This window comes from Vibrio sp. 10N.286.48.F5 (assembly GCF_041469785.1).
Classification (GTDB): Bacteria; Pseudomonadota; Gammaproteobacteria; order Enterobacterales; family Vibrionaceae; genus Vibrio; species Vibrio crassostreae_C.
The window spans coordinates 426379-447585 of the sequence record NZ_JBFRLG010000004.1; the positions used below are offsets into that span (position 1 = coordinate 426379).

At 43.4% G+C, this 21207-nt stretch carries 29 protein-coding genes and 2 pseudogenes; 27 read left to right on the top strand and 4 right to left on the bottom strand.

What is annotated here, in order from left to right:
• Window positions 1-2 precede the first annotated feature (2 nt).
• From AB4185_RS04655 to AB4185_RS04740, 18 genes and pseudogenes are all read left to right on the top strand, one after another.
• On the top strand, window positions 3-620 hold the full coding sequence (locus tag AB4185_RS04655) for an RraA family protein (protein WP_102333295.1): 618 nt from the start codon (window positions 3-5) through the stop codon (window positions 618-620).
• Window positions 621-667: 47 nt separating this feature from the next.
• Window positions 668-817: pseudogene (locus AB4185_RS04660) on the top strand (GNAT family N-acetyltransferase); the annotation flags it as partial.
• An 18-nt stretch (window positions 818-835) separates the two neighbouring features.
• Window positions 836-1393 (top strand): nucleotidyltransferase family protein, encoded by a 558-nt coding sequence (locus AB4185_RS04665; protein WP_102333296.1) that lies wholly within the window; start codon window positions 836-838, stop codon window positions 1391-1393.
• Between the two features lie 139 nt (window positions 1394-1532).
• Window positions 1533-1949 carry an NUDIX hydrolase gene (locus AB4185_RS04670; protein WP_372135000.1) on the top strand — a complete coding sequence of 139 codons (417 nt, stop codon included), beginning with the start codon at window positions 1533-1535 and terminating at the stop codon, window positions 1947-1949.
• Window positions 1950-1974: 25 nt separating this feature from the next.
• The gene (locus AB4185_RS04675) at window positions 1975-2412 is read left to right on the top strand and encodes an NUDIX pyrophosphatase (RefSeq protein ID WP_102333298.1); all 438 of its coding nucleotides are present in this window, start codon (window positions 1975-1977) and stop codon (window positions 2410-2412) included.
• Window positions 2413-2499: 87 nt separating this feature from the next.
• On the top strand, window positions 2500-2907 hold the full coding sequence (locus AB4185_RS04680; protein WP_102333299.1) for a VOC family protein: 408 nt from the start codon (window positions 2500-2502) through the stop codon (window positions 2905-2907).
• Window positions 2908-3075: 168 nt separating this feature from the next.
• On the top strand, window positions 3076-3546 hold the full coding sequence (locus AB4185_RS04685) for a GNAT family N-acetyltransferase (protein ID WP_017070703.1): 471 nt from the start codon (window positions 3076-3078) through the stop codon (window positions 3544-3546).
• A gap of 77 nt (window positions 3547-3623) precedes the next feature.
• Window positions 3624-3968, top strand: a complete 345-nt coding sequence (locus tag AB4185_RS04690) for a VOC family protein (RefSeq protein ID WP_017061800.1) — start codon at window positions 3624-3626, stop codon at window positions 3966-3968.
• A gap of 119 nt (window positions 3969-4087) precedes the next feature.
• The gene (locus tag AB4185_RS04695) at window positions 4088-4504 is read left to right on the top strand and encodes a VOC family protein (protein ID WP_017061801.1); all 417 of its coding nucleotides are present in this window, start codon (window positions 4088-4090) and stop codon (window positions 4502-4504) included.
• Window positions 4505-4556: 52 nt separating this feature from the next.
• Window positions 4557-4973, top strand: coding sequence for a GNAT family N-acetyltransferase (locus AB4185_RS04700; RefSeq protein ID WP_102333300.1), 417 nt, complete (start codon window positions 4557-4559; stop codon window positions 4971-4973).
• Between the two features lie 150 nt (window positions 4974-5123).
• Window positions 5124-5483: a histidine kinase gene (locus AB4185_RS04705; RefSeq protein ID WP_102333301.1), complete on the top strand. Its 360-nt coding sequence runs from the start codon at window positions 5124-5126 to the stop codon at window positions 5481-5483.
• A 75-nt stretch (window positions 5484-5558) separates the two neighbouring features.
• Window positions 5559-5966, top strand: coding sequence for a GNAT family N-acetyltransferase (locus tag AB4185_RS04710; RefSeq protein WP_102333302.1), 408 nt, complete (start codon window positions 5559-5561; stop codon window positions 5964-5966).
• Window positions 5967-6033: 67 nt separating this feature from the next.
• Entirely contained in the window at window positions 6034-6615 is a 582-nt protein-coding gene (locus tag AB4185_RS04715; protein ID WP_017063928.1) for an HD domain-containing protein, read from the top strand.
• 202 nt (window positions 6616-6817) lie between these two features.
• Entirely contained in the window at window positions 6818-7075 is a 258-nt protein-coding gene (locus AB4185_RS04720) for a hypothetical protein (protein ID WP_017066541.1), read from the top strand.
• Window positions 7076-7144: 69 nt separating this feature from the next.
• The gene (locus AB4185_RS04725) at window positions 7145-7666 is read left to right on the top strand and encodes a GNAT family N-acetyltransferase (protein WP_136974254.1); all 522 of its coding nucleotides are present in this window, start codon (window positions 7145-7147) and stop codon (window positions 7664-7666) included.
• A 200-nt stretch (window positions 7667-7866) separates the two neighbouring features.
• Complete coding sequence (locus tag AB4185_RS04730; protein ID WP_102333304.1) at window positions 7867-8331, top strand: DUF302 domain-containing protein; 465 nt, start codon at window positions 7867-7869, stop codon at window positions 8329-8331.
• A gap of 259 nt (window positions 8332-8590) precedes the next feature.
• The gene (locus AB4185_RS04735) at window positions 8591-9106 is read left to right on the top strand and encodes an adenylate kinase (protein ID WP_065583646.1); all 516 of its coding nucleotides are present in this window, start codon (window positions 8591-8593) and stop codon (window positions 9104-9106) included.
• A 132-nt stretch (window positions 9107-9238) separates the two neighbouring features.
• Window positions 9239-9481, top strand: coding sequence for a hypothetical protein (locus AB4185_RS04740; RefSeq protein ID WP_029235167.1), 243 nt, complete (start codon window positions 9239-9241; stop codon window positions 9479-9481).
• A 112-nt stretch (window positions 9482-9593) separates the two neighbouring features.
• Here AB4185_RS04740 and AB4185_RS04745 read toward each other — a convergent pair whose 3' ends face one another.
• Window positions 9594-9926, bottom strand: coding sequence for a PBPRA1643 family SWIM/SEC-C metal-binding motif protein (locus tag AB4185_RS04745; RefSeq protein ID WP_372135002.1), 333 nt, complete (start codon window positions 9924-9926; stop codon window positions 9594-9596).
• Between the two features lie 255 nt (window positions 9927-10181).
• Between AB4185_RS04745 and AB4185_RS04750 the strand changes: the two are divergent.
• The 7 genes and pseudogenes from AB4185_RS04750 (at window position 10182) to AB4185_RS04780 (ending at window position 14042) form a co-directional block, all read left to right on the top strand.
• Window positions 10182-10897 (top strand): annotated as a pseudogene (locus AB4185_RS04750) (HAD family hydrolase).
• Between the two features lie 51 nt (window positions 10898-10948).
• On the top strand, window positions 10949-11332 hold the full coding sequence (locus AB4185_RS04755; RefSeq protein WP_372135004.1) for a nuclear transport factor 2 family protein: 384 nt from the start codon (window positions 10949-10951) through the stop codon (window positions 11330-11332).
• Window positions 11333-11403: 71 nt separating this feature from the next.
• A complete protein-coding gene (locus AB4185_RS04760; protein WP_017063921.1) occupies window positions 11404-12135 on the top strand; it encodes a glucose 1-dehydrogenase in 732 nt (243 codons plus the stop codon).
• Window positions 12136-12228: 93 nt separating this feature from the next.
• Complete coding sequence (catB, locus tag AB4185_RS04765) at window positions 12229-12861, top strand: type B chloramphenicol O-acetyltransferase (RefSeq protein WP_017063920.1); 633 nt, start codon at window positions 12229-12231, stop codon at window positions 12859-12861.
• 170 nt (window positions 12862-13031) lie between these two features.
• A complete protein-coding gene (locus AB4185_RS04770; protein ID WP_017068339.1) occupies window positions 13032-13283 on the top strand; it encodes a Rho-binding antiterminator in 252 nt (83 codons plus the stop codon).
• An 8-nt stretch (window positions 13284-13291) separates the two neighbouring features.
• On the top strand, window positions 13292-13525 hold the full coding sequence (locus AB4185_RS04775; RefSeq protein ID WP_017068340.1) for a hypothetical protein: 234 nt from the start codon (window positions 13292-13294) through the stop codon (window positions 13523-13525).
• Window positions 13526-13592: 67 nt separating this feature from the next.
• Complete coding sequence (locus AB4185_RS04780; protein WP_102319784.1) at window positions 13593-14042, top strand: GyrI-like domain-containing protein; 450 nt, start codon at window positions 13593-13595, stop codon at window positions 14040-14042.
• A gap of 223 nt (window positions 14043-14265) precedes the next feature.
• Here the strand turns inward: AB4185_RS04780 and AB4185_RS04785 are convergent, their stop codons facing one another.
• Entirely contained in the window at window positions 14266-14856 is a 591-nt protein-coding gene (locus AB4185_RS04785; protein WP_240799499.1) for a glutathione S-transferase, read from the bottom strand.
• A 173-nt stretch (window positions 14857-15029) separates the two neighbouring features.
• Here AB4185_RS04785 and AB4185_RS04790 point away from each other — a divergent pair, with 173 nt between their 5' ends.
• Window positions 15030-17285, top strand: a complete 2256-nt coding sequence (locus AB4185_RS04790) for a peptidase U32 family protein (protein WP_372135006.1) — start codon at window positions 15030-15032, stop codon at window positions 17283-17285.
• Between the two features lie 187 nt (window positions 17286-17472).
• Here AB4185_RS04790 and AB4185_RS04795 read toward each other — a convergent pair whose 3' ends face one another.
• Both AB4185_RS04795 and AB4185_RS04800 read right to left on the bottom strand, forming a co-directional pair.
• Window positions 17473-17937, bottom strand: a complete 465-nt coding sequence (locus AB4185_RS04795) for a thioesterase family protein (RefSeq protein ID WP_017061819.1) — start codon at window positions 17935-17937, stop codon at window positions 17473-17475.
• A 149-nt stretch (window positions 17938-18086) separates the two neighbouring features.
• Window positions 18087-19910, bottom strand: a complete 1824-nt coding sequence (locus tag AB4185_RS04800) for an ABC transporter ATP-binding protein/permease (RefSeq protein WP_372135008.1) — start codon at window positions 19908-19910, stop codon at window positions 18087-18089.
• Window positions 19911-20472: 562 nt separating this feature from the next.
• On the opposite strand from AB4185_RS04800, the gene artP reads away from it, so the two are divergent.
• Window positions 20473-21201, top strand: a complete 729-nt coding sequence (gene artP / locus AB4185_RS04805) for an arginine ABC transporter ATP-binding protein ArtP (protein ID WP_004733840.1) — start codon at window positions 20473-20475, stop codon at window positions 21199-21201.
• Window positions 21202-21207 lie beyond the last annotated feature (6 nt).

Consider the following 21207-nt stretch of genomic DNA (forward strand, 5'->3'; position numbering starts at 1 on the left):
ATATGAAGCGAGATTTTTCTAAATTAGCGACAACCGATTACGGAAACATACTAAGTAACGAGCACTTTATTGACTTTAGTATTGGTCCTCTTTGGCAGGGAATGCCGCCAATTTTTGGAGAAGCGTTTACTGTCCAGTTAACGTCTGGTGATAATTTAATGCTTCATTCAGCCATATACGAAGCACCAAAAGGTTCCATCATTGTAGTGGATGGAGTTGATAGCGAATATGCAGTAGCCGGCGGTAATGTATGCGCAGTCGCTAAGAGTCGAGGTATCAAAGGTTTTATTATTGATGGTGTCATTCGAGATTTGAATGAAATTTCAGATATGAATTTTCCAGTTTTTGCGAAAGGTGTTCATCCAGTACCGGGAAAGAAAGAGGTCTATTCTGAATTGGGTGCTCCAATCACTTGCGGGGGAGCAAAGGTGTATACGGGAGATATCATTGTTGCTGATGTAGAGGGTATTGTCGTTATTCCTAAATCAAGAAAAGATGAAGTGTTTCTAATGGCTTCAAAGAAAGCAAGTGACGAAGCTTCATTAACACTCGCTGAGTGGGAAACGAGTCATAGGGCTAAAATAGCCCAAGCAATAACGTCTGCGAAACAAAAAACTTAATTGGTGCAGCAAGTTGATTTGTAATGCGTGGCATTCTTGTCTGTTAACAAGCGAAGTCATCATCCGCCTCTCACATCTCATGGACGGCAAGTCCGCACAATAAGAAAGCGCATGATTTCTACAAAAGGTTGGGTGCAAAGGTTGAGCGAATGGATGGTCAAAGACCTTATTTCCGTTGGGCAATGTACGATTCGTGATTAGATAAAAAGGGAATGATGAATAAACAAAAACTAAAGAACCTCATTCAACAAGTTCCTGAGCTAATCGAAACAGCCAACGTATGTCGTGAGGTGGGTTTGCCAAACTTCTATATTGCAGGCGGCGCCATCACTCAAATAATCTGGAATGATATCGAAAACAAACCGCTTCTAGACCAAGTTAAAGACTTAGATATTGTCTATTTCAATAATGCATCAGCCCTCACTGAGGACGAATTCAAAAACCGCATTCGTTCGCGGTTAAGTCATCGTGTCGACGTGGATGTAAAGAACCAAGCGACCATCCATGAGCGTTACGCTAAGAAGTTCGGTTGCTTGATTCAACCATACGATCGTGTTGAACAAGGTATCAAGTCTTGGCTTTCTGCGCTTGCTATCGGGTTTACTCTGGATGATTCAGGCGATATCAAGTTGTTTGCACCATACGGTGTAGAGGACGCGTTTGATATGCTGATTAAACCGAATAAGCGAGCAATGACAGAAGCGAACTACAACAAAATGACCGCTGGTTATAAGGCTAGATGGCAGCAAGTAAAAGTGTTTCCTTGGGTGTGATCGACAGAGCTTTACGAGATCATTCTCTACATTTGGTATTTAACTCGGCTTAGCGCTAGTGGTAAGTTTGAGCGTAATCTCGGCATTGTTAGTCACTTAGCTGTTCGTTTGTCTTTTGGTAAGAATTAAGGAGTTTTAAGTGAGTCAGGAAGTAAGAGTAGGTATCGCTGCGGTTATTCTACGTGAAGGGCGAGTGTTACTTGGAGAGCGAATTGGTTCTCACGGAGCTCATACGTGGGCAACGCCGGGCGGACACCTTGAATGGGGTGAGAGCATTGAAGAGTGTGCCAAACGCGAAACACTCGAAGAGACTGGCCTCGTTGTTAGTGGATTTGAAAAGCTCTCTTTTACCAATGATATTTTTGAGAAAGAGAACAAGCACTATATAACGCTGTTTGTTGTGGCTTCTGATGCTAGCGGCAAACCACAGGTGACAGAGCCTGATAAATGTAAGCAATGGAAATGGTTTAAGCTCGATGATTTACCAGAGCCATTGTTTCTTCCTCTGACGAATCTGTTGAGCGATCCAGTCATCCTTGGGAAACTAGCGCCGTAAACGTGAACGATTGGAGGGCATATCAATGAGAGCACCTTTTCAAGTTTTAGTCTTTCCCTATCAAATAGTCGACACCAAACCTCGGTTTTTAATCGTACGCAGAAGTGACAATAGTGTATGGCAGGCAATATCCGGTGGTGGCGAAAATGATGAATCAATTCTTGAAGCAGCAAAACGAGAGCTTTCTGAAGAAACTCAGTTAGTCGGTGATAACTGGCAGCAGCTTGATTCAATGTGCATGCTTCCAAAAGTCTTTTATGCAGGGAACTACAATTGGACTGAGCATCCATTCGTCATTCCTGAGCATTCCTTCTCAGTTAAAGTCACAGAAGATCCTGAACTATCAAGTGAACACACAGATTACCGTTGGTGCGACTACCAAGAAGCTATTGAACTTCTAACATATGACTCAAACAGAAACGCGCTTTGGGAGATTAACGAAAGGCTTTATAAAGCTAGCTAAAGTACACAGATTAATTAACTCTATATTAGAGTGGAAATCCTGATTAGATTCTTACTAATCTCTCGCTATTTAGTGAATAGGTAAATCATGACATTACGAGTAGTTCCAGAGCTTTATTGTTTCGATATTAATGTGAGCAAATCCTTCTTTGTCGATGTGTTGGGGTTTGAAGTGAAATACGAGCGCTCAGATGAAGAGTTTGTTTATCTAACGCTTGACGGTGTTGATGTGATGCTTGAAGGGATTGCGGGCAAAAGTCGAAAATGGCTTTCAGGTGATCTGGAGTTTCCGTTAGGGCGTGGTGTTAACTTCCAATGGGATGTTATCGATATCGAACCACTTTATCAGAGAGTTAACGAAAGCGCCGCTGATTCTATTTACTTAGCGTTAGAGTCAAAGTCTTATCAATGTGGGGATTCGATCGCGACTCAGAAGCAGTTCATCGTTCAAACTCCTGACGGTTATCTCTTTAGGCTCTGCCAAGATATTCATTAAGTCATGACCTTTTGGTTGGATACCAAATGCTGGTCTTTGCTCTAAATTATTGGATGGACTAAACGTATTAACTGAGTACTAAGGTTGCATTTCCCAAACTACGGTTTTCGAGACACTAGCGATGAGCTCTAGTCGGTTTTTCGTGCGTGTTATACAGAAGGAACAACAATGATAACTATCGAAAGGCTTGAAGATTCACATGTGGCGTTAGTTCAGGCCATCCAACTCGCCGATGAACAGGTTAAGTTCGCTGGTACAGCTGCAGAGTTTTTATTAGACGGCAGTGAAACGACGCACTTGCACGTGATTAAGTCTGATAACGAAGTTGTGGGTTTCTTTAAGCTGGATATCGCTTACGCAGAGCACTACGAATTCTGCCCTGAAGGAAGCATTGGCTTGAGAGCTTTTGTGCTTGATAAAAACCAGCAAGGTAAAGGTTTAGGAACAGGCACGGTGAAGGCTTTGTTTCCGTATTTAAAAGCGAATTACTCAGCGTATGAGTCGATTTACTTAACTGTGAATTGCAAAAATCCGGCAGCATTCAACTGTTATAAGAAAGGCGGCTTCGAAGATATCAATCAACAGTATTTAGGTGGCGCAGCAGGCCCGCAATTTATCATGCGCGGTCGAATTGCTTAGTAATAAATTATTGATGAGAAACACCTGCACAGCTGTATGCAGGTTGAGAGTCTTAAAGAACACGAGAAGGAAATTTGATGAAGGTTCAATATCTTGAAGTGGTTACCCCAGAGGTCGATGTCGTTTGTGCAACATACGCTCAGCTCTACAACGTGAAATTCAGTGGTGCAGATGTGAACCTTGGTGGGGCGCGCACTGCAAAGCTATCTAATGGCGGGGTAATTGGCATTCGAGCACCGCTTCGTGAAACTGAAGAACCAACTGTTCGTCATTACACGTTGGTTGAGGATATTCAGTCTGCAGTAACTGCAGCCGAGAAACTAGGCGCCGAAGTTGCGGTGCCGCCAATGGAGTTACCACGTCACGGGATGTGTGCCATTGTCATTCAAGGTGGCGTCGAGCTCGGATTCTGGCAGTTATAAATGATGTATACCTTTTAGATTGTGACGGACGAGATACTACGATTTATGATGCGACACCTAGTGTCTTTACCTGCTTCATGGCATCATTCCCTGCAGCTAAAACCCCAACAAGGTATGTTATGAAACAGAATATTGTCCACATTGCACTCGTGGTAAAAGACTACGATGAAGCGCTTGATTTCTATGTAAACAAGCTTAAGTTTGATCTCATCGAAGACACGTATCTGCCAGAAGAAGATAAGCGCTGGGTTGTTGTTGCTCCACCAAATTCAACCGGTGTGAGCCTGTTACTTGCTAGAGCTTCCAAGCCAGAGCAACTCGATTTCATCGGCAACCAAGCTGGTGGACGCGTATTCCTATTCTTAAACACCGATGATTTCTGGCGTGATTACGAACGCATGACGTCTTTGGGCATTAACTTTGTCCGAGAGCCTAAAGAGCAAGGCTACGGCACCGTTGCTGTGTTTGAAGATCTTTACGGTAACTTGTGGGATCTGCTTCAGTTAAACCCTGAACACCCTATGGCTAACAGGTAGAAAAGCTTAGTCAACAACCTTAATTCTGGTCATACGGATAGGCAGGAGCGACATGGAAGTCACAAGGTATCAACCCAAGTATTTAACCGCTTTACAGGCGCTCTATCTAGAATCAAGACAGGACACCTTTCATTGGGCTGATGCCGACGCTTTTGAGTTATCCGATTTCGAATTAGATACAGAAGGTGAGCAGATATGGGTGGCTGTTTCTGGCGACAAGGTTTTAGGTTTTGCCTCTGTTTGGGAACCTGAGAGTTTCATCCATCACCTCTATGTGTGCCCGCGAACGCTACGTTCTGGAGTAGGCTCTGCTTTACTCAATACCTGCAAACAACATTACACTGATCTGACTTTGAAGTGTTTGACTGCCAATGAACATGCTATTGGCTTTTACCAGTCGCAAGGTTTTGTTATCTCATTCACAAAAGGAGAGGGATTAGAGCGTTATCATTTAATGGAATACAGATAGCTGATATCTAAAGTTAGGATGTGAGCTACAACTTAGCTCTAAGTATTGAAAAATCAAATTTGAGTTCTTTGTTTACGGTGCAATAGATAATTTCAAATGGTAGCGTCATCCAATTCTGTTTCAATGTTTAGTCGTTACTAGAGATCCCGAATGAATCAAGTTGAAGTTCTTTATGCCCTAATGAATAGAATAGTGTCTGATTTAAATAAACGTTTGCCAGTTTCTTTGGTTCTACATCAGCAACAAATAACAACAAAGAATATTAGTTTGAGTGGGGCTAATGGGAGGGTATGGGTATCTCCATGTCAGGGCGGTTACGATATTTCGATTAGCGGAATTTCGCTCGAAAATGATATGACGGCAAGGTTAACATCTTATTTTGGTCGCAATCCGGATGGCTACAAACAAAGAAATGCAACTCGAGGTTTTGAACGCCAGCCTTTTTGGCGCACAAGTAATTTTCTAAACGTCGAAGTCGTTTGTGAAATGTATGCCAAGACTACTCAATAGTAAATTAATGTTGAAAAGGATTTGCTTCATTTCAAGCTTGCATACTTACGTAGGTTTCTGAACATTGGAGATAATATGGAAATAAAACAGCTTTCAGCGACGGAGGTACTTCCGGTTAGGCATCAAGTGCTTTGGCCTGATAAACCGATGTCATTTTGTATGGTGCCAGATGACGAACAAGCAACGCATTACGGCGCGTTTGTTGGTGAGCAGTTGGTTTGTGTCGCGTCTATCTATATCCAAGGCAATGAAGCGAGGCTGAGAAAGTTTGCCACGCTGCCTGAATTCCAAGGGCAGGGAATCGGTTCAAACGTGATTGATCATGCCATCTCTAACCTCAAAGAATCAAACATCCAATATTTTTGGTGCGATGCGCGCACAACGGCTTTAGGTTTTTATCAAAAGTTTGGGATGGCTGTAGAAGGCTCTGAATTTGAAAAATCGGGTGTTGCGTATTACAAAATGTCGGTTCATTGGGAGTAACGCTTCTTTGTCGCTAAGTTAACTCTCAGCTCCGATAAATCATCAACTTAAGTTAAGGAAGCTCATCGTGGAAGAAATCAAAGGCATTCTGCAATTCATGGTCGAGATTGAACAATTAAAGGATGTTCATCGACAGACAAAACCGGTTGGATTGGATCGATATGAAAACTCCGCTGAGCACAGTTGGCACGTCTGTTTGAGCGCACTCATGTTGAAAGACTATGCCAATGAAGAAATCGATATTACGCGAGTAATGAAGATGCTGCTGATTCATGATCTTGGGGAAATCGATGCCGGAGACACCATCATTTATGCCAGTGAAACCGAAGAAAACAAGCTCAAAGAGAGAAACTGCGTCGAGCGGTTGCTGAAATCATTGCCGAGCCATTCAACAAGCGAGTATTTGGATTTATGGCTTGAGTTCGAAGCCGGTGAGTCACCAGAAGCTAGATTTTGTAAGGCGATCGATAGAGTGCCGCCTTTGCTTCATAACATCCATGGTGGTGGTCACAGCTGGAAGAAGCACAACATATCCAAAGACAAAGTACTGACCTTCAATGGCGAGCGTATTTCTAAAGGCAGTCGTGCCTTATGGAAAGAGCTAGAAGTGCAACTTGAAGGTGCTGCGGAAAAAGGGCTATTAAAGTAAAAGTTAATTTCATCCTTAGCGTAAGAATAGCTTTAGCTTTTCAATGAGGGAGATCTCGATGGTAACTGATTCAAGATGCATGGCACTTACCTTGTGTCTCATTTCTTTCTAATAAAACTCTAGTGGACAACAATAAGTTCGAGAACCGAGTGATAAGTTGTTAGTATGTATCAAATTTATAAATATCAGTTGGCTTATATAAATGCTTGATAATAAGTATATTAAACACCCTTATCACTGTGAGCAGTGCGACGCACTTACCCCGCACCTTGCTGTTAGCGCTTCCGATGCTGAATCTAAAGCGGACGCTGAATCTGAAAAGAAACAATGGAAGTTAGGCGTGTTGATGGAGTACCTGGTGACGTTATTGTTTAGAGGTGACCATAATGTTCCCGGTTTTTATGTAGACAGTGATTACGAATACCAATGTGAGAAATGTGGGACTAAGTCGTGGCACTGATTGGGTATGAACATTTGATGTAAATCTCATGACAATAATAAATATGAGTCAGAAATTACAAGGGACTGTATGGAAATCATATCCGAAATCGAAGTGTCCAAAAAGCAACATCAAGCCATTACCGCTCTGAGAAATAGCTCTTTCCCCGATCATCAGGTAGAGCGTTCTTATTATAAACAACTCCCTCATATGCGAGCTCTGCAATACCGTGAAGAACGACTGGTCGGCTACCTTGGTCTTGATTACCGTATGGTCAGTGTTGGTGACAGTGCTTACAAAGTATTAGGTGTTATTGATTTTTGTGTTGCTGAGAATGTCCGAGGGCAAAGTGTTGGTAAATCTATGCTGTGTGAATTGGATGAGTATGCAAAGAATAGGGATGTCGATTTCATTATTTTGATATCAGATCTTCATGATTTCTATTCCTCACAAGGGTATATCCAAATTACTAGTACTAACTCTTGGTTAAGACTTCATGAGCACCTTAGTTATGGCGTCGCTGTTGAAGAAATTGATGACCTATATGTAAAGCCATTGAACGGAAAACAATGGCCTTTAGGGGATATTGATTGGCTTGGCTATATGTATTAGCTCTCTTGTTTTAAGTTACTCCATGAGTTAACGATGTGAATAAACCCTAGGTAAACTGATGATAATAAGACGCATTAGAAAAGTGATCCTCTCTGCAAACTGAGAATGGAATCGCGTCTATACTGACATGGGTTACGTCGCTGAATTTGGAAGTGGCGCTATGAATGTAAGTTTGATTAGGTTAAATCTCAGAGGTGACGATGAAAAAATTACTACCACTATGCGCCATTTTACTCTCGGCATCATTTTCAGCTGCGGCTTCTGATGGTTTGATTAAATACCAAAGTAATTATTCAGTGAAAGAGACCGCTGACCGCTTTGAAGAAATCGCCAAGAGCAAAGGTTTGACCTTGTTTGCGAGAATCGACCATCAGAAAAACGCGAGTAAGGTCGATCTTGAATTGAGACCAACGGAAGTCATCATCTTTGGTAACCCGAAAGTAGGGACACCATTAATGCAATGTGCTCAAGAAGTCGCGATAGATTTACCGCAGAAGGTGTTAGTCACTGAGGATTCTAATAAGAAAGTATGGTTGTCTTACAACGATCCTAATTACTTGGTAGAGCGTCACGCGATCAATGGCTGTGACGAGGTCGTTAAGAAAGTATCGGGTGTGCTAAGCAAGCTATCAGAAGCGACAGTGACGAAAAAGAAAGCAAAATAACCAAGACGAATAAGCACTCATTAAGACTATTAATGGGTGCGATATGACGATGATATCGCCCATTAGTCATTGTGTTGACAATTAAGCAACAGTATATAAAAGTAGTTTTATGAAACTGAATTTAGCGCCATCTAACCAACGAATTATCATCATTCCATAGGAATGGTGGGATTGTTGATGCGCTTTGTTTATCGAACCCACCCGTAAGGTGGGTTTTTTGTCGCTGTCTTATGGGTTTTATCTGAATAGAGGAAGTCATATGAAAAAGATCGCGGTTTTTGGCAAGCCTGGGAGTGGAAAATCCACAATCAGCAAGGCGTTAGCACTAGCTACAGGGATAGAGCTTCACCAGTTAGATTCTATTGTTTATAAGGCCAACGGAGAGTTTGTTGAACGTGAAGTATTCGAGCAGGCTCATGAGAGCATACTTAAGTCAGAAAGCTGGATCATCGATGGTTTTGGCCCTCTAGGATCGTTCAACACACGTTTAGATGCAGCTGATACCTTGGTTTATATCGACCTTCCTTATTCAATTAGCTACTGGTTTGTAACCAAGCGAATGCTCAAAGGTCTATTCGTTAAACCTGAAGGCTGGCCTGATGGAAGTTCAGTTATAAAAGGCACGATACAAAGTTATAAGACACTAAAACTGTGTCCTAAATTTTGGAATGACGACTTTAAAGCGCAGTTAGAATTGCGTGCTAAAGAGAAAGAGGTTTACATCATCAGAAGCGTGACTGAATTGAATAACTTTGTTCATCAACACGTCACTTAACAGTCGAGAGCTTACCTTTCTTTGAAACGCTTTAATTTGCTCATAACTTCATGAAAATATATAGATTTAACTCAACATGTGGCATATTTGCCATGTGTTGAATTTGTGCTTTGAATTAAGGCTATAGATATTATGTATGGAAGTGAGAAGACGAGAGCGTTCTGCTGTAACTGTAAGGAACTTACACTGCATAGGTACACGATGTTCAGTAGCCAAGTGCAAAAGGCACCACAAGCTGAAGATAAAGAACCGAGCTTACTCCAACGAATTTTATCGGAGTTTCTATCTTTTGGTGTTACAGGTTCGGGCGCGACAGGTGATTACAAATGTACCCAATGTGGAACATATCTGAATACACCAGACAACCTCGACTGAGTTTGTGAGTTTGTGAGTTTGGCTTAGGCAAATAAAAACGGGAAGACCTCAATGATCTTCCCGTTAGATATTACTTAACTCATCGTGCTATTGGCAGTTTGAGTGAGAAGCCTTATGCACAACACTTCTTGTATTTTTTACCGCTGCCGCAAGAACACGGATCGTTACGGTTAGGGGTCTTTTCAAACGTCATCGTTTTTGGCTTGTTCAGTAGAGTATCAAGCTCGATGGTGTTCTCTTCTTTGTCTTCGTCGACTGTAACAGTAACGAAGATAGTATTTTCAGCGGCTAGTGCTTCAACTTCTGCTTTGCGCGCTTCAGTTTGAACCATTACTGCGATTGGAGATTCTTCAGTACCCGCTTTCACATCGCGGTTTACGTTGTAGCCAGCAAGAACGTGGTTCTGTCTTGTTTCGATACGGCCTTTGAAAAATAGTTTCGACATTGGGTACTCATTAAAAATGTTGAATGGCGCTATTTTTAACGGCGATAGCGCAATGGAGCGGGGATTATACGCATATATTGCAATTGATAAAGCAGTGATGTGAGCAAACACTGTTTGGTTTTTGTTTGCTAGTAACGGTTTGTTCTCTAGCTTTGCTTCTATTCGACAAATTTCGAAATTCAAGACAATAAAATTGCCCTAAATAGGCTTATGAATGATAAATTCAAATTACTAATCGAAACAAAGAGATAGTGTATGAAGTTAGATGCCACCCTGTGGGATTACGATGGAACCATAGTCAATTCCTTCCAAAGAATATCGCAATCACAAAAGATATTATCTCTTTAGTCGCGCCACACTTGTCAGGTGATAACTTACCTAAATATTTGCTCAGCGAAGCGCTTTATCATGAAGCCAACCACGGGGCTAAAAACTGGCAAGCCTTATATATCGACTATTACGGCTTATCACACGATGAAATGTTGATCGCTGGTGGAATGTGGGCAGAGCATCAAGAGAAAAACCAAACAGCCGTCGCCTTGTTTGAAGGAATGGAAACCGTGGTTAATCAGTTTGCTCATCTTCCTCATGGGATCTGCTCTCAAAACTCTCAATTGAATATTCGTGGTGTGCTCGACAGTTATGGCATCGGCGATTTGTTTAAATCGGTAGTGGGTTATGACGATGTTTCGAACGGCAACCAAAAACCCCATCCATTTGGTGGTGTGAAATGTGTCGAGAACATATTTGGCGCCGATCCGACTAACGAGCTTTGTTTGATGTACATCGGTGACCATGAAGCGGACACACAGTTTGCTCGCAATATTGAAGCCGCGCTGGGTAAAAACGCAAAAGTGATTACCGTTGCAGCAGGTTATAGCCGATCGAAACCTGAAAATTGGCAAACCAAGCCCGATTACATTGCTAACAGTGTCGATGATCTTTTAACGATCATTAGCAAGTACGCATAACGAAGCAGACATTTAAAAATCACCACACCTGAATGACTTTAAGGAAGAATAATGACACCAAAACAAGTGGTATTAGGTTTTTGGGATGCAATGCGCAGTAATGATTTTGCCAAGGCAAGCGAATGGCTAGCCGCAGATTTTGAAGGCTATTGGCCTCAGTCGTCTGAATTGACGGTAGGCCGCCACAACTTCACGGCAATCAACTCTGAATATCCAGCCAATGGTGTTTGGGAGTTCACGCTCAATTCGATTGTCTGTGAAGGTGATACGGTAGTCACGGACGTTTCGGTCACTGACAGTGTGTTGAAAGGCCGAGTGATCACCTTTCACACGGTGGTTGACGGTTTAATTCAAAAGCAAACTGAGTTTTGGCCAGACCCATTCGAAGCGCCGGCGTGGCGATCGCAGTGGGTTCAGATCGTATCGAACAATTAGTTTGTATCGATACGATCAGTTTGTCACGAACAATCAGGTTGCACAGAATAAGTAAACATTAGGAGGTTTCATTGAGCAAGGTAGTGGTTGTAACCGGCGGAAGCCGAGGCATTGGCGCAGCAACGTCTAAATTGTTGGCCAGTAAAGGCTATGCTGTATGCGTTAACTTCATACACAATGAGTCGCGAGCTGAAGATCTAGTGAATGAGATTCGCGAACAAGGCGGAACCGCGATTAGTGTGCGTGCGGATGTGTCTGTTGAATCGGACGTGAAATCCTTATTCGAGATTGCTCGTAACAAGCTAGGTCCAGTGACTCACTTGGTTAATAATGCCGGGATCTTGTTTACCCAGTCACCATTGGTTGATATTGAATTGGATCGCTTTGAAAAGGTGATGAAGTCCAACGTATCAAGCTGCTTTCTGTGCAGTAAAGCCTTTATCAAACAAGCCGATGGCGCGGGTTCGATTGTGAATGTATCGTCTGCCGCTTCTCGTACTGGCGCACCGTTTGAGTATGTGGATTACGCAGCATCGAAAGGTGCGATGGATTCACTCACCAAAGGCTTATCGCTTGAATTAGCTTCACGCAATATCCGAGTGAATGGCGTAAGGCCAGGTTGTATTTATACTGAGATGCATGCAGACGGCGGAGAGCCAGATCGCGTAGACAGACTAGCTTCGCAGTTACCGTTACAACGAGGTGGCACACCAGAAGAAGTCGCGAACTCTATCGCGTGGTTATTATCAGACGAAGCTTCGTATGTCACCGGCTCGTTTATTGATATTGCAGGCGGTCGATAGGGCACGTTTGCCTTTACACTAATATAAACAAGTTACAACCATCAACACGCAACAAAAGTACCTAACTAAAAGAACGAAACTAAGAGTACAACCATGAAAAACTATTTTGAAAGCCCGTTTGTTGGAAAGTCACTCAAAGAACAAGTGACCAACCCGAACATCATCGTGGGCGAGCACAGCTATTACTCGGGTTACTACCATAACCACAGCTTTGATGACTGTGCGCGTTACCTATTACCGGATAGAACCGACATCGATAAGCTGATCATTGGCAGCTACTGCTCGATTGGTTCTGGCGCCGTGTTTATGATGGCGGGCAACCAAGGCCACCAAAACCAGTGGGTGAGTACCTTCCCGTTTTTCTATCAAGACGATGAGAAGTTTGAAGGTGCGATAGACGGCTTTGAACGCTCTGGTGATACCGTGATTGGTAACGATGTGTGGATTGGTACAGAAGCCATGATCATGAGTGGTGTTAAGGTCGGTGACGGAGCAATCATCGCAAGTCGAGCGGTTGTGACTAAAGATGTCGCGCCATACTCGATTGTCGGTTCAAACCCAGCACGCCATATCCGTTATCGTTTCAATGAGACTGAAATCGCTCAGTTGCTAGAAATGAAATGGTGGGAATGGAGCGAAGAACAAATCAAAGGCGCAATGTCGCTAATGTGTTCTTCAGACATTGGTGGTTTGTACCATTATTGGAAAGGATTCTTGAAGCCTTAAATTGTCGTTCACAGATGAAATGTGAATGGTGAGAACGAGATTAAATTTAACAAATTACTCAATAATCTGATTATGGCAATGCGATTGTGATACGAGTAACTTATTGATTATATGCATATTGCATAGTATGGCGTGTCGCATTAGCGTGGTGGATGAATTGGAGGGGTATTATGATTAGTTGCAACGATTACGATTATATTGAAATTGTGTGTATGCACCGATACCCAATCAAGTTAACGCTGAAGTCTGGCGAGCAGATTGAATGTGTCGGGTTAGATACCCAGCGCAATGACAGCCGTGAAGAGTGCATTAAAGTCAGTACTCAAGGCGAGCAACAACTTGTCGTATTAACTCAAATAGCGACATTGGATGTCTGTGTCGACAACCCTCACTTTCAGCATGTTTCATTCAAAACGTCATAGGCTTTCAAATGAATAGAACCATAGAACAATGCTATTGCACCGCGTGCAGAGAAGAGACACAACATGTTGTTGTGTTGGTCAGAAAGACGAGTGCGTTTGCAGACAAACCTAACCAAAAGCGAAGTGAGTTTTGGGCAGGCATGATAAAAGGTTGGTTCCTTGGCCCGTTTGTCGCGTCAATGGATGAGTTTTCTCGTCACCTTGTCTGTGAAAAATGTGGCCATAAAGAGATACAAGATTAGCATCGTTATCTTATAAAACATTGGATTCAATACAGTTAGATCGTCAATTGGCTTAGGAATAGAACGAATGAAAGTTGAAACGATAGAAGCCGTAAAGGCGTATGGTTTTTCAGTAAGAACCACCAATACCGATGAGATGGACCCAGCAAGAGCCAAGATAGGACAATTGTGGCAGGGCTTTTTTGACCAAGCATTTCCGAAATTAACACCGGATTCAAAAGTGTATGGCGTTTACACTAACTACGAGTCTGACTTTACGGGCGAATTTGATGTTATCGCGTGTACTAATGCACTTACGGATCAGAATGTTGATACGCTTGTAGAAACCGAAATACAAGCAGGTAAATACTTAACGTTTTCTGCTGAAGGTGAATTACCACAAGCTGTGATCGACCTATGGGGTGAAGTGTGGGCGTATTTCAGCGCTGCTGACTGCCCACATGTGAGAACTTACACGACAGATTTTGAACTATACAAAGGTGAAACTGAAGTCGAGATTTCGATAGCGATTCAGTGATCAGGTTAAAATGAACAAAAGGCTTAGCTTAGACTGTGTTTGCCAGTTAAGAGACAGTCGTTACCGGTAAAGAGACAACGGAATCCCAGTTAAGCCTTTGAATATCTGTTCTTTACAAAGAAGATAAAGTGTCACGTAACTACTTTAATACCTAGGAATTATCTATTCCAGAATTCCCCTAGATCACCCTAGATACCCTTAAGTCACCCAAAATTCTCTTAAGTTATCCAAAAAGACAATCTTGCTTGGTTTCATTCCACAAAGGGTATTGCTTCATGACTTGGGTGTAGAGCTTACTTTCCAAGTGCGCTCTTAACCAACGTCCTACGTTTTGGTATTCAGATTGCACAAACCACTTCTTTTCGACCCGCACAAACTGGCTGACAAAAGGCATCACCGCAAAATCGGCCAAGCTTGGGCTTTCTCCAAAAAAGTAGGGCTGATCGGTAAGTCGCACTTCTAACTGCTTAATGAAGGTTTCGCAGGCTTGTCGGCGTTGTTCAACATCGATGTTTCGGTAACGAACCGATGCACGATACCTTTCTAAGTGACCAATAAATTCTTCATCGTTGGTTTTAATGAGCTGCTGAACTTGTTCGCTAAGCGTTGGATTGCTTGAACGCAGAAGATCTTGAGGATCGTTTTGTTGAAGTGACCAGTTCATCACATCCAAGCTCTGTTCAATGACTTGTCCATTGGGTAACACCAATACAGGCACTGTTCCTTTTGGCGAACTGGCCAATAGTTCGCTAGGCTTGTCTTTGGTAACGATTTCTCGAAGTAACACTTTTTGCTGTGATAGTGCGATGCCCATTCGTCCGCGCATTGCATAAGGGCAACGGCGTAAAGAATAAAGGATAGGTAGATCGGATTCGTTCGGCATTATTGAGGTCATTTAGTTTGAAAAGTGTTGTACGGTGGTAAAGAGATCGTGATGTGGGTAGAATACGCGGCTTAAAAATTATAAGTAAGTGAGCGACTTCAAAAATGAGCAGAAAAATTGAGTTATTAGCCCCAGGTGGCGATGTAGAAGCGATAAAAGCCGCCATCGTAGCGGGTGCTAATGCAGTTTATTGTGGTTTAGACACATTCAACGCTCGTAACAGAGCCTCTAACCTGTCGTTAGACGAATTGAATGGTGTGATTCGCCTTGCTCATGAATACGGCTGTGAAGTGTTCCTGACTCTTAACGTTGTGCTACTGGAGCACGAGACTAAGAGCATCACCAAACTGCTGAACCAGCTTGTGAACACCAAAGTGGACGGCATCATTGTTCAAGACTTGGGTTTATTCAACCTGGTTAAGAAGCATTTCCCATCGTTAGACGTTCACGCGTCGACTCAGTTAACTACGCACAACGAAGGTCAGATTAAGTTCTTGTCTAAGATTGGCGCGACGCGCGTTAACTTGTCTCGTGAGTTGAACCTGCCTGAAATCAAGATGCTGACGGAAGTGGCACACGATCACGACGTATTAACCGAAGTGTTCGTACACGGCGCTCTGTGTATCGCATTCTCTGGTCAATGTTACTCAAGCTCAGTAAGTGTGGGTAACTCAGGTAACCGTGGTCGTTGTAGCCAAGCGTGTCGTGATGAGTACGAAATCACCAACGCGGGCAACAAGTTCCCACTTAACCTGAAAGATAACTCAGCTTACTACGACCTACCTGAATTGGTTGATGCGAAAGTCGACTCATTGAAAGTAGAAGGCCGTATTAAAGGCGCACACTACGTTTACACTGTGGTAGACACATGGCGTAAACAGATTGATAGCTTTGTAGAAAGTGGTTTGTTGATCGAAGACGATTCGAACCTACACAAAGTATTCAACCGTGATTTCACCAACTCTTTCCTAAAGGGCAACCTAACGAAAGACATGTTCATCGATAACCCGCGCGACAACAGCATGAACTACGCTGTTGAAAAAGCGACGGAGCAGAACAACGAAATCTCAGTTGTACAGATTCAAGAAGTGACCAACGAACTTCACCAAGCGAAAGACGTTCTTGGTAACGAAATGCGTGACAAGATCGAGTTCCTTGATATTCGCAAGACACCAGTAGCACTGTCGTTCAGCGCAAAAGTGGGTCAACCATTTACGGTGACTGTGAACACGCCAAAAGAGAACTTTACTCTTCAATCTAAATCGCTATTGAAAGCGGTTGAAGAGAAGGCGATTACTCAAGAGCTACTTGAGAAGCGCTTCAAAAACGTGAAGAGTGCAGTTCACACGCTAGAAAGCCACGACTTCAGTGAAGTGGATGCAGGCTTGTTGATTCCTCTAAAAGAAGTTTCAGACCTAAAAGGCGAGATCGACTTCATTCTGAACGGCTCTGTGGAAGTGATTAAGCACGTTGAAGTGCCAGCACTGCCTCAGCACCCTAAAGTGAACGAGAAGCCGACTATGTCGATGCTTATCGCCGATGTAGAAGACTTACACCTGTGTGACGTGACTGACGCGGATGTTTACTTCAAACTTCCAGAAAGCTTCAAGAAGCGTTGTAACAAGTACATCGACATCTTGGCAGCAAACCCACGTTTGATTCCTTGGTTCCCAGCGGTATTGATCGGTAAAGATTACGACGAAGCGGTTCGTATTCTTGAAGAGATCAAGCCAGCTCGCATCGTAACCAACAACACGGGTATTGCTTACAAAGCTTACGAGATGGGTATTGAGTGGGTTGCAGGCCCGTTCATGAACACGACCAACTCTCACGCACTGGTTACTCTGAAAGAAGAGCTAAACTGTGCAGGCGCATTCATTTCGAACGAGATCAACAAAGGTCAGATTCGTCATATTCGTCGCCCAGAGAACTTCAAACTGTTCTACAGCATTTACCACCCAATCTTGATGATGACCAGCCGTCAGTGTTTCTTCCAAAGAACCGTGGGTTGTAACAAGCCAAGCATCGAAGCAGGTTGTATGTTGAAGTGTGAGAAAGCGACCACGATTACCAACGTGAAAGGCATCTCTTTTGCGGTTGATAAACAGAAGGGTGGCTACCCAAGCATTTACAACCACGAGCAGTTCTTGAACCACGACGCAGTAACTGACTTCTCTGGTCTGTTCGACGAGTTCTTCATTGACCTAACCAACATCGGTGCAGGTTCTAAAGAAGTGAAAGACAAAGTTGAGCTTATCAAGCATTTCGAAGCGCTACTGAACGGCGTTGAAGGTTCACAACAGAACCTAGAGCAGATGGTTGAAGTTCGAACTAATGCTCAGTACGTGCAAGGTCTATAGCGTACAAGGTTTATAGGGTTCAATGTCTATGGGCTGTAAGGCTTATAGCTTCTAACGCAAAGAGCGTTCAAGGTTTATAACGCTCAACCGCTTATAAGCACTCTGAACCAATAAACAAAAGGCCACTCAATCGAGTGGCCTTTTTAATGTCTGAAACTTTCTGAATCTTTCTCAACCAACGAATACGTTATTCTGTCACGGCTTCTTGTTTGAAGCATGGGCTTTTCAACGTGTTCATCTTTTCGATTTCATTGGTTAAGCGCAGCGAGAGCAGGGCTTTCTGGTTCGAAGCAAAATCAAACATCACGATAGTCGCAGTGCCAACGGTCGTCAGTTTCTGTTGAGCCTTACTGACAATCGCGTATTCCATGGTGAATCGGTCATCTTGAATATCGGTAACACGTGAGCCGACCATCAAGGTATCTGGATACGTGACTGGGCGGAAATACTTACAGTAAGTGTCACCAAGAACAGGACCAACTTTGGTAATCGCCATCTCTTCCATCAGCTCGACGTGCTTGAAAAAATCTAAGCGAGCGGTTTCGAAATAGCGAAAATATACAGCGTTGTTAACGTGATTGAGTGCGTCCATTTCTCCCCACGCGACAGGGATTTCTGTTACTACCGGGTAGTCAGATAATAGTGCTTCCATGCGAACTCTCTTATTGTTATGTAGGGATAAGTTGTTATTGGAATAAAAACCCTACCGCTAAATTAACAAAACTGCAACACGCGTGATTTAAGTTTTTGAAGCTTGAAACCACACAATGTCAGTGACTTAGTTGCACATCCACTCAATAGTTAGGCACTAAGGTGTTTGAATTGCAGCTCAACCAAGCGTTGGTACAATTCGCAGCTATTGATGAGAGACTGGTGGTCGCCGATGTCTACTAGTTGTCCTTTATCGAGCACCGCAATTTGGTCGGCGTGTTTAATTGTTGATAATCGATGGGCGATAATGATCGTCGTTCTGCCACGCATTAACTCTTCTAACGCTTGTTGTACGTGATGCTCACTTTCACTGTCTAGTGCGCTGGTTGCTTCATCCAACAATAGAATATTTGGATCTTTCAAGATGGCACGTGCGATAGCAATACGTTGTCTCTGCCCACCAGAAAGCCTTACACCACGTTCACCAAGAAAGCTGTTGTAGCCATCAGGTAGGTTTTGAATGAACTCGTGTGCGTGCGCTTTCTTCGCCGCTTCGATCACTTGCTCGTCTGTTGCCTGCGGGTTGCCGTAGCGAATGTTATGGAACACATCGTTACTGAACAGAGCAGGTTGTTGCGGTACCAATGCCATCTGCTTTCTTAGCTCGTTAGGATCAAACTGATTCAGTTCAACACCGCCTAAGGTGACCTTACCCACTTGTGGGTCGTAGAAACGTTGCAGCAGTTCGAACAGGGTAGTTTTACCTGCGCCAGACGGGCCAACCAGTGCCAACACTTTGCCTTCATGGGCAGTAAGCGTGAGGTTGCTTGTTGCGGGTTGGTCCGGTCTTGATGGATAACAGAAGGTCACATCATCAAATGCAACTTCTGGCGTTACGTTAGCAAGCGAAGTTGGATTCGCAACTGGCGCAACAATATGGCTTTCAACTTGTAGGATCTCGATTAATCGCTCGGTCGCACCTGCCGCGCGTTGCAGTTCACCCATCACTTCAGAAATCGTACCTAACGATGAAGCAACCATAATTGCGTAGAACACAAACGCCGCTAAGTCACCAGCCGACATGGTGCCATTGATGACATCACTACCACCAACCCACAGCATCCCTGATATTGCGCTGAACACGATAACAATCACACCAGAGATAAGAATCGCGCGCTGTTTTACACGCTGGCGACCAATCTCATAAGCCTTTTCCACTTCTACCGCGAATGACGCTTTCTCTTGCTCTTCTCGGCTGTAGCTTTGCACCGTTTTAATGTGCTCAATTGCCTCACCTGCGTAAGAACCCACATCAGACATGGAGTCTTGGCTTTGGCGAGATAAAGCTCTTACACGACGCCCATAGACAAGGATCGGAATCAAGATAAATGGCACCGAGGCCAATACAATCAACGTCAGCTTAATATTGGTCGCAAACAGCATGATGATTGCACCAATACACATCAACGCGCTGCGCATCGCCATAGAGAACGATGAACCTATGATACTTTGAAGCAGAGTGGTATCCGTGGTGATGCGCGACATGATGTCGCCACTGCCGTTGGTTTCAAAGTAACTCGGGTGCAGCGTCACGACATGATTGAAAACCGATAAACGAATGTCCGCACTCACACGTTCCCCAACAGAAGAAACCAAATAGAAGCGGAAGAAGGTACCAATCGAGATCAATACGACCACGACCATGATGAACTGAATTGCGCTGCCTAAATCTGAGAGTGATTGTTGGCTAAAACCTTGGTCGATGAGAAGGCGAATACCGTGTCCGACTGAAAGGGTTAAGCTCGCTGTGAAGATCAACGCGATCAACGCAGCAATAACACGACCTTTATAAGGCTGAATGAATTTACTCAGCTCAAACAAAATACTGAGGCTTTTCTTCTCAGGTTTGGGGTCTGGCGCTTTTTGAGTCGATCGCTGAGTTGAGTCGAGCGTAGAAGAGACATCGTTTTGCATATGACTGCCTTAATGTGTTGTCGCTTTAAAAATAGATGGCTTGTTGCTTGTTGCTTATGGCTTGTTACTTATGACTTATTGCCTGTACTGCGTGTTGTTCGTTGGGAAGTACTTGTTGTTGAGAATAGAACCCATTAAAGCATTTATTGCTCCGTGACGCTCCCTAGGAAACTCAATTTCCAATATTTGATCATCACCAAGTGCATAGTTCGAAACGACATTAAAGGAAAACTAAGCATTCTGATCCAGTCAGTTCGATAGGAAAGTAGGGGGTTTAACCCTAATTTTTATGCAAGTAAATTAGCGTTAATAGGGGAGTGCGTTCATAAACTAGTAATCGAGTTATGATTTATAAATTGATAGAAAAACGTTTGCTTTTTATCTCGATACTAACCTTATCAATGGCTTGCAATTTTTGGTTGTAAGACCAGTTATAGCGACTGTTTTTTGTGCGATATTTGTTACAAAAATTCAACAAAGTAGTTTTTTATACATTTTTCTTGCATAAAACCTCGGATTGAATAGAATAACCAACAAATGACAATTAATGCAGTATTATGGCATGAGTATTCAAGTAAAGAGCATCAACAAATCATACGGTGATACCCAAGTTCTTCACGACATCAGTTTCGACTGTGAGAGTGGCGAAACCTTGGTATTGCTTGGCCCAAGCGGCGCAGGCAAGAGTTCACTACTGCGAGTTTTGAACCTGCTAGAAATCGCGGACAACGGCGAATTAGACATTGCTAACGAGCAATTCGACTTTGCTGGTCAGATCCAAGAGAAGCAAGGGCTTAAACTTCGTCGTAAAGTCGGCATGGTGTTCCAGCAATACAACTTATGGCCACACATGACGGTGATGGAAAACTTGATTGAAGCACCAACCAAAGTGGCGGGTTTGGATAAGCAAGAAGCGATTAAGCAAGCGCAAGAAGTCCTAAAGACACTTCAACTTGCCGACAAAGCAGACGCTTGGCCACTTCAACTGTCTGGCGGTCAACAACAGCGTGTTGCGATTGCACGTGCGCTGATGATGAAACCGGATGTGTTGTTGTTTGATGAACCAACAGCGGCGCTTGATCCTGAGATCACCAACCAAGTCGTGAGCATTATTAAAGAATTGAGCGGAACGGGCATTACCCAAGTGGTCGTGACGCATGAAGTCGATTTCGCGAAGAAGATTGCTAGCCACGTTCTGTACCTAGAGAAAGGGTACATCGTTGAACACGGCACCAGCGATTCATTCGTTAATCCGCAGACACCTGAGTTTGCCGAGTATCTGACTCATTAAGTAAGT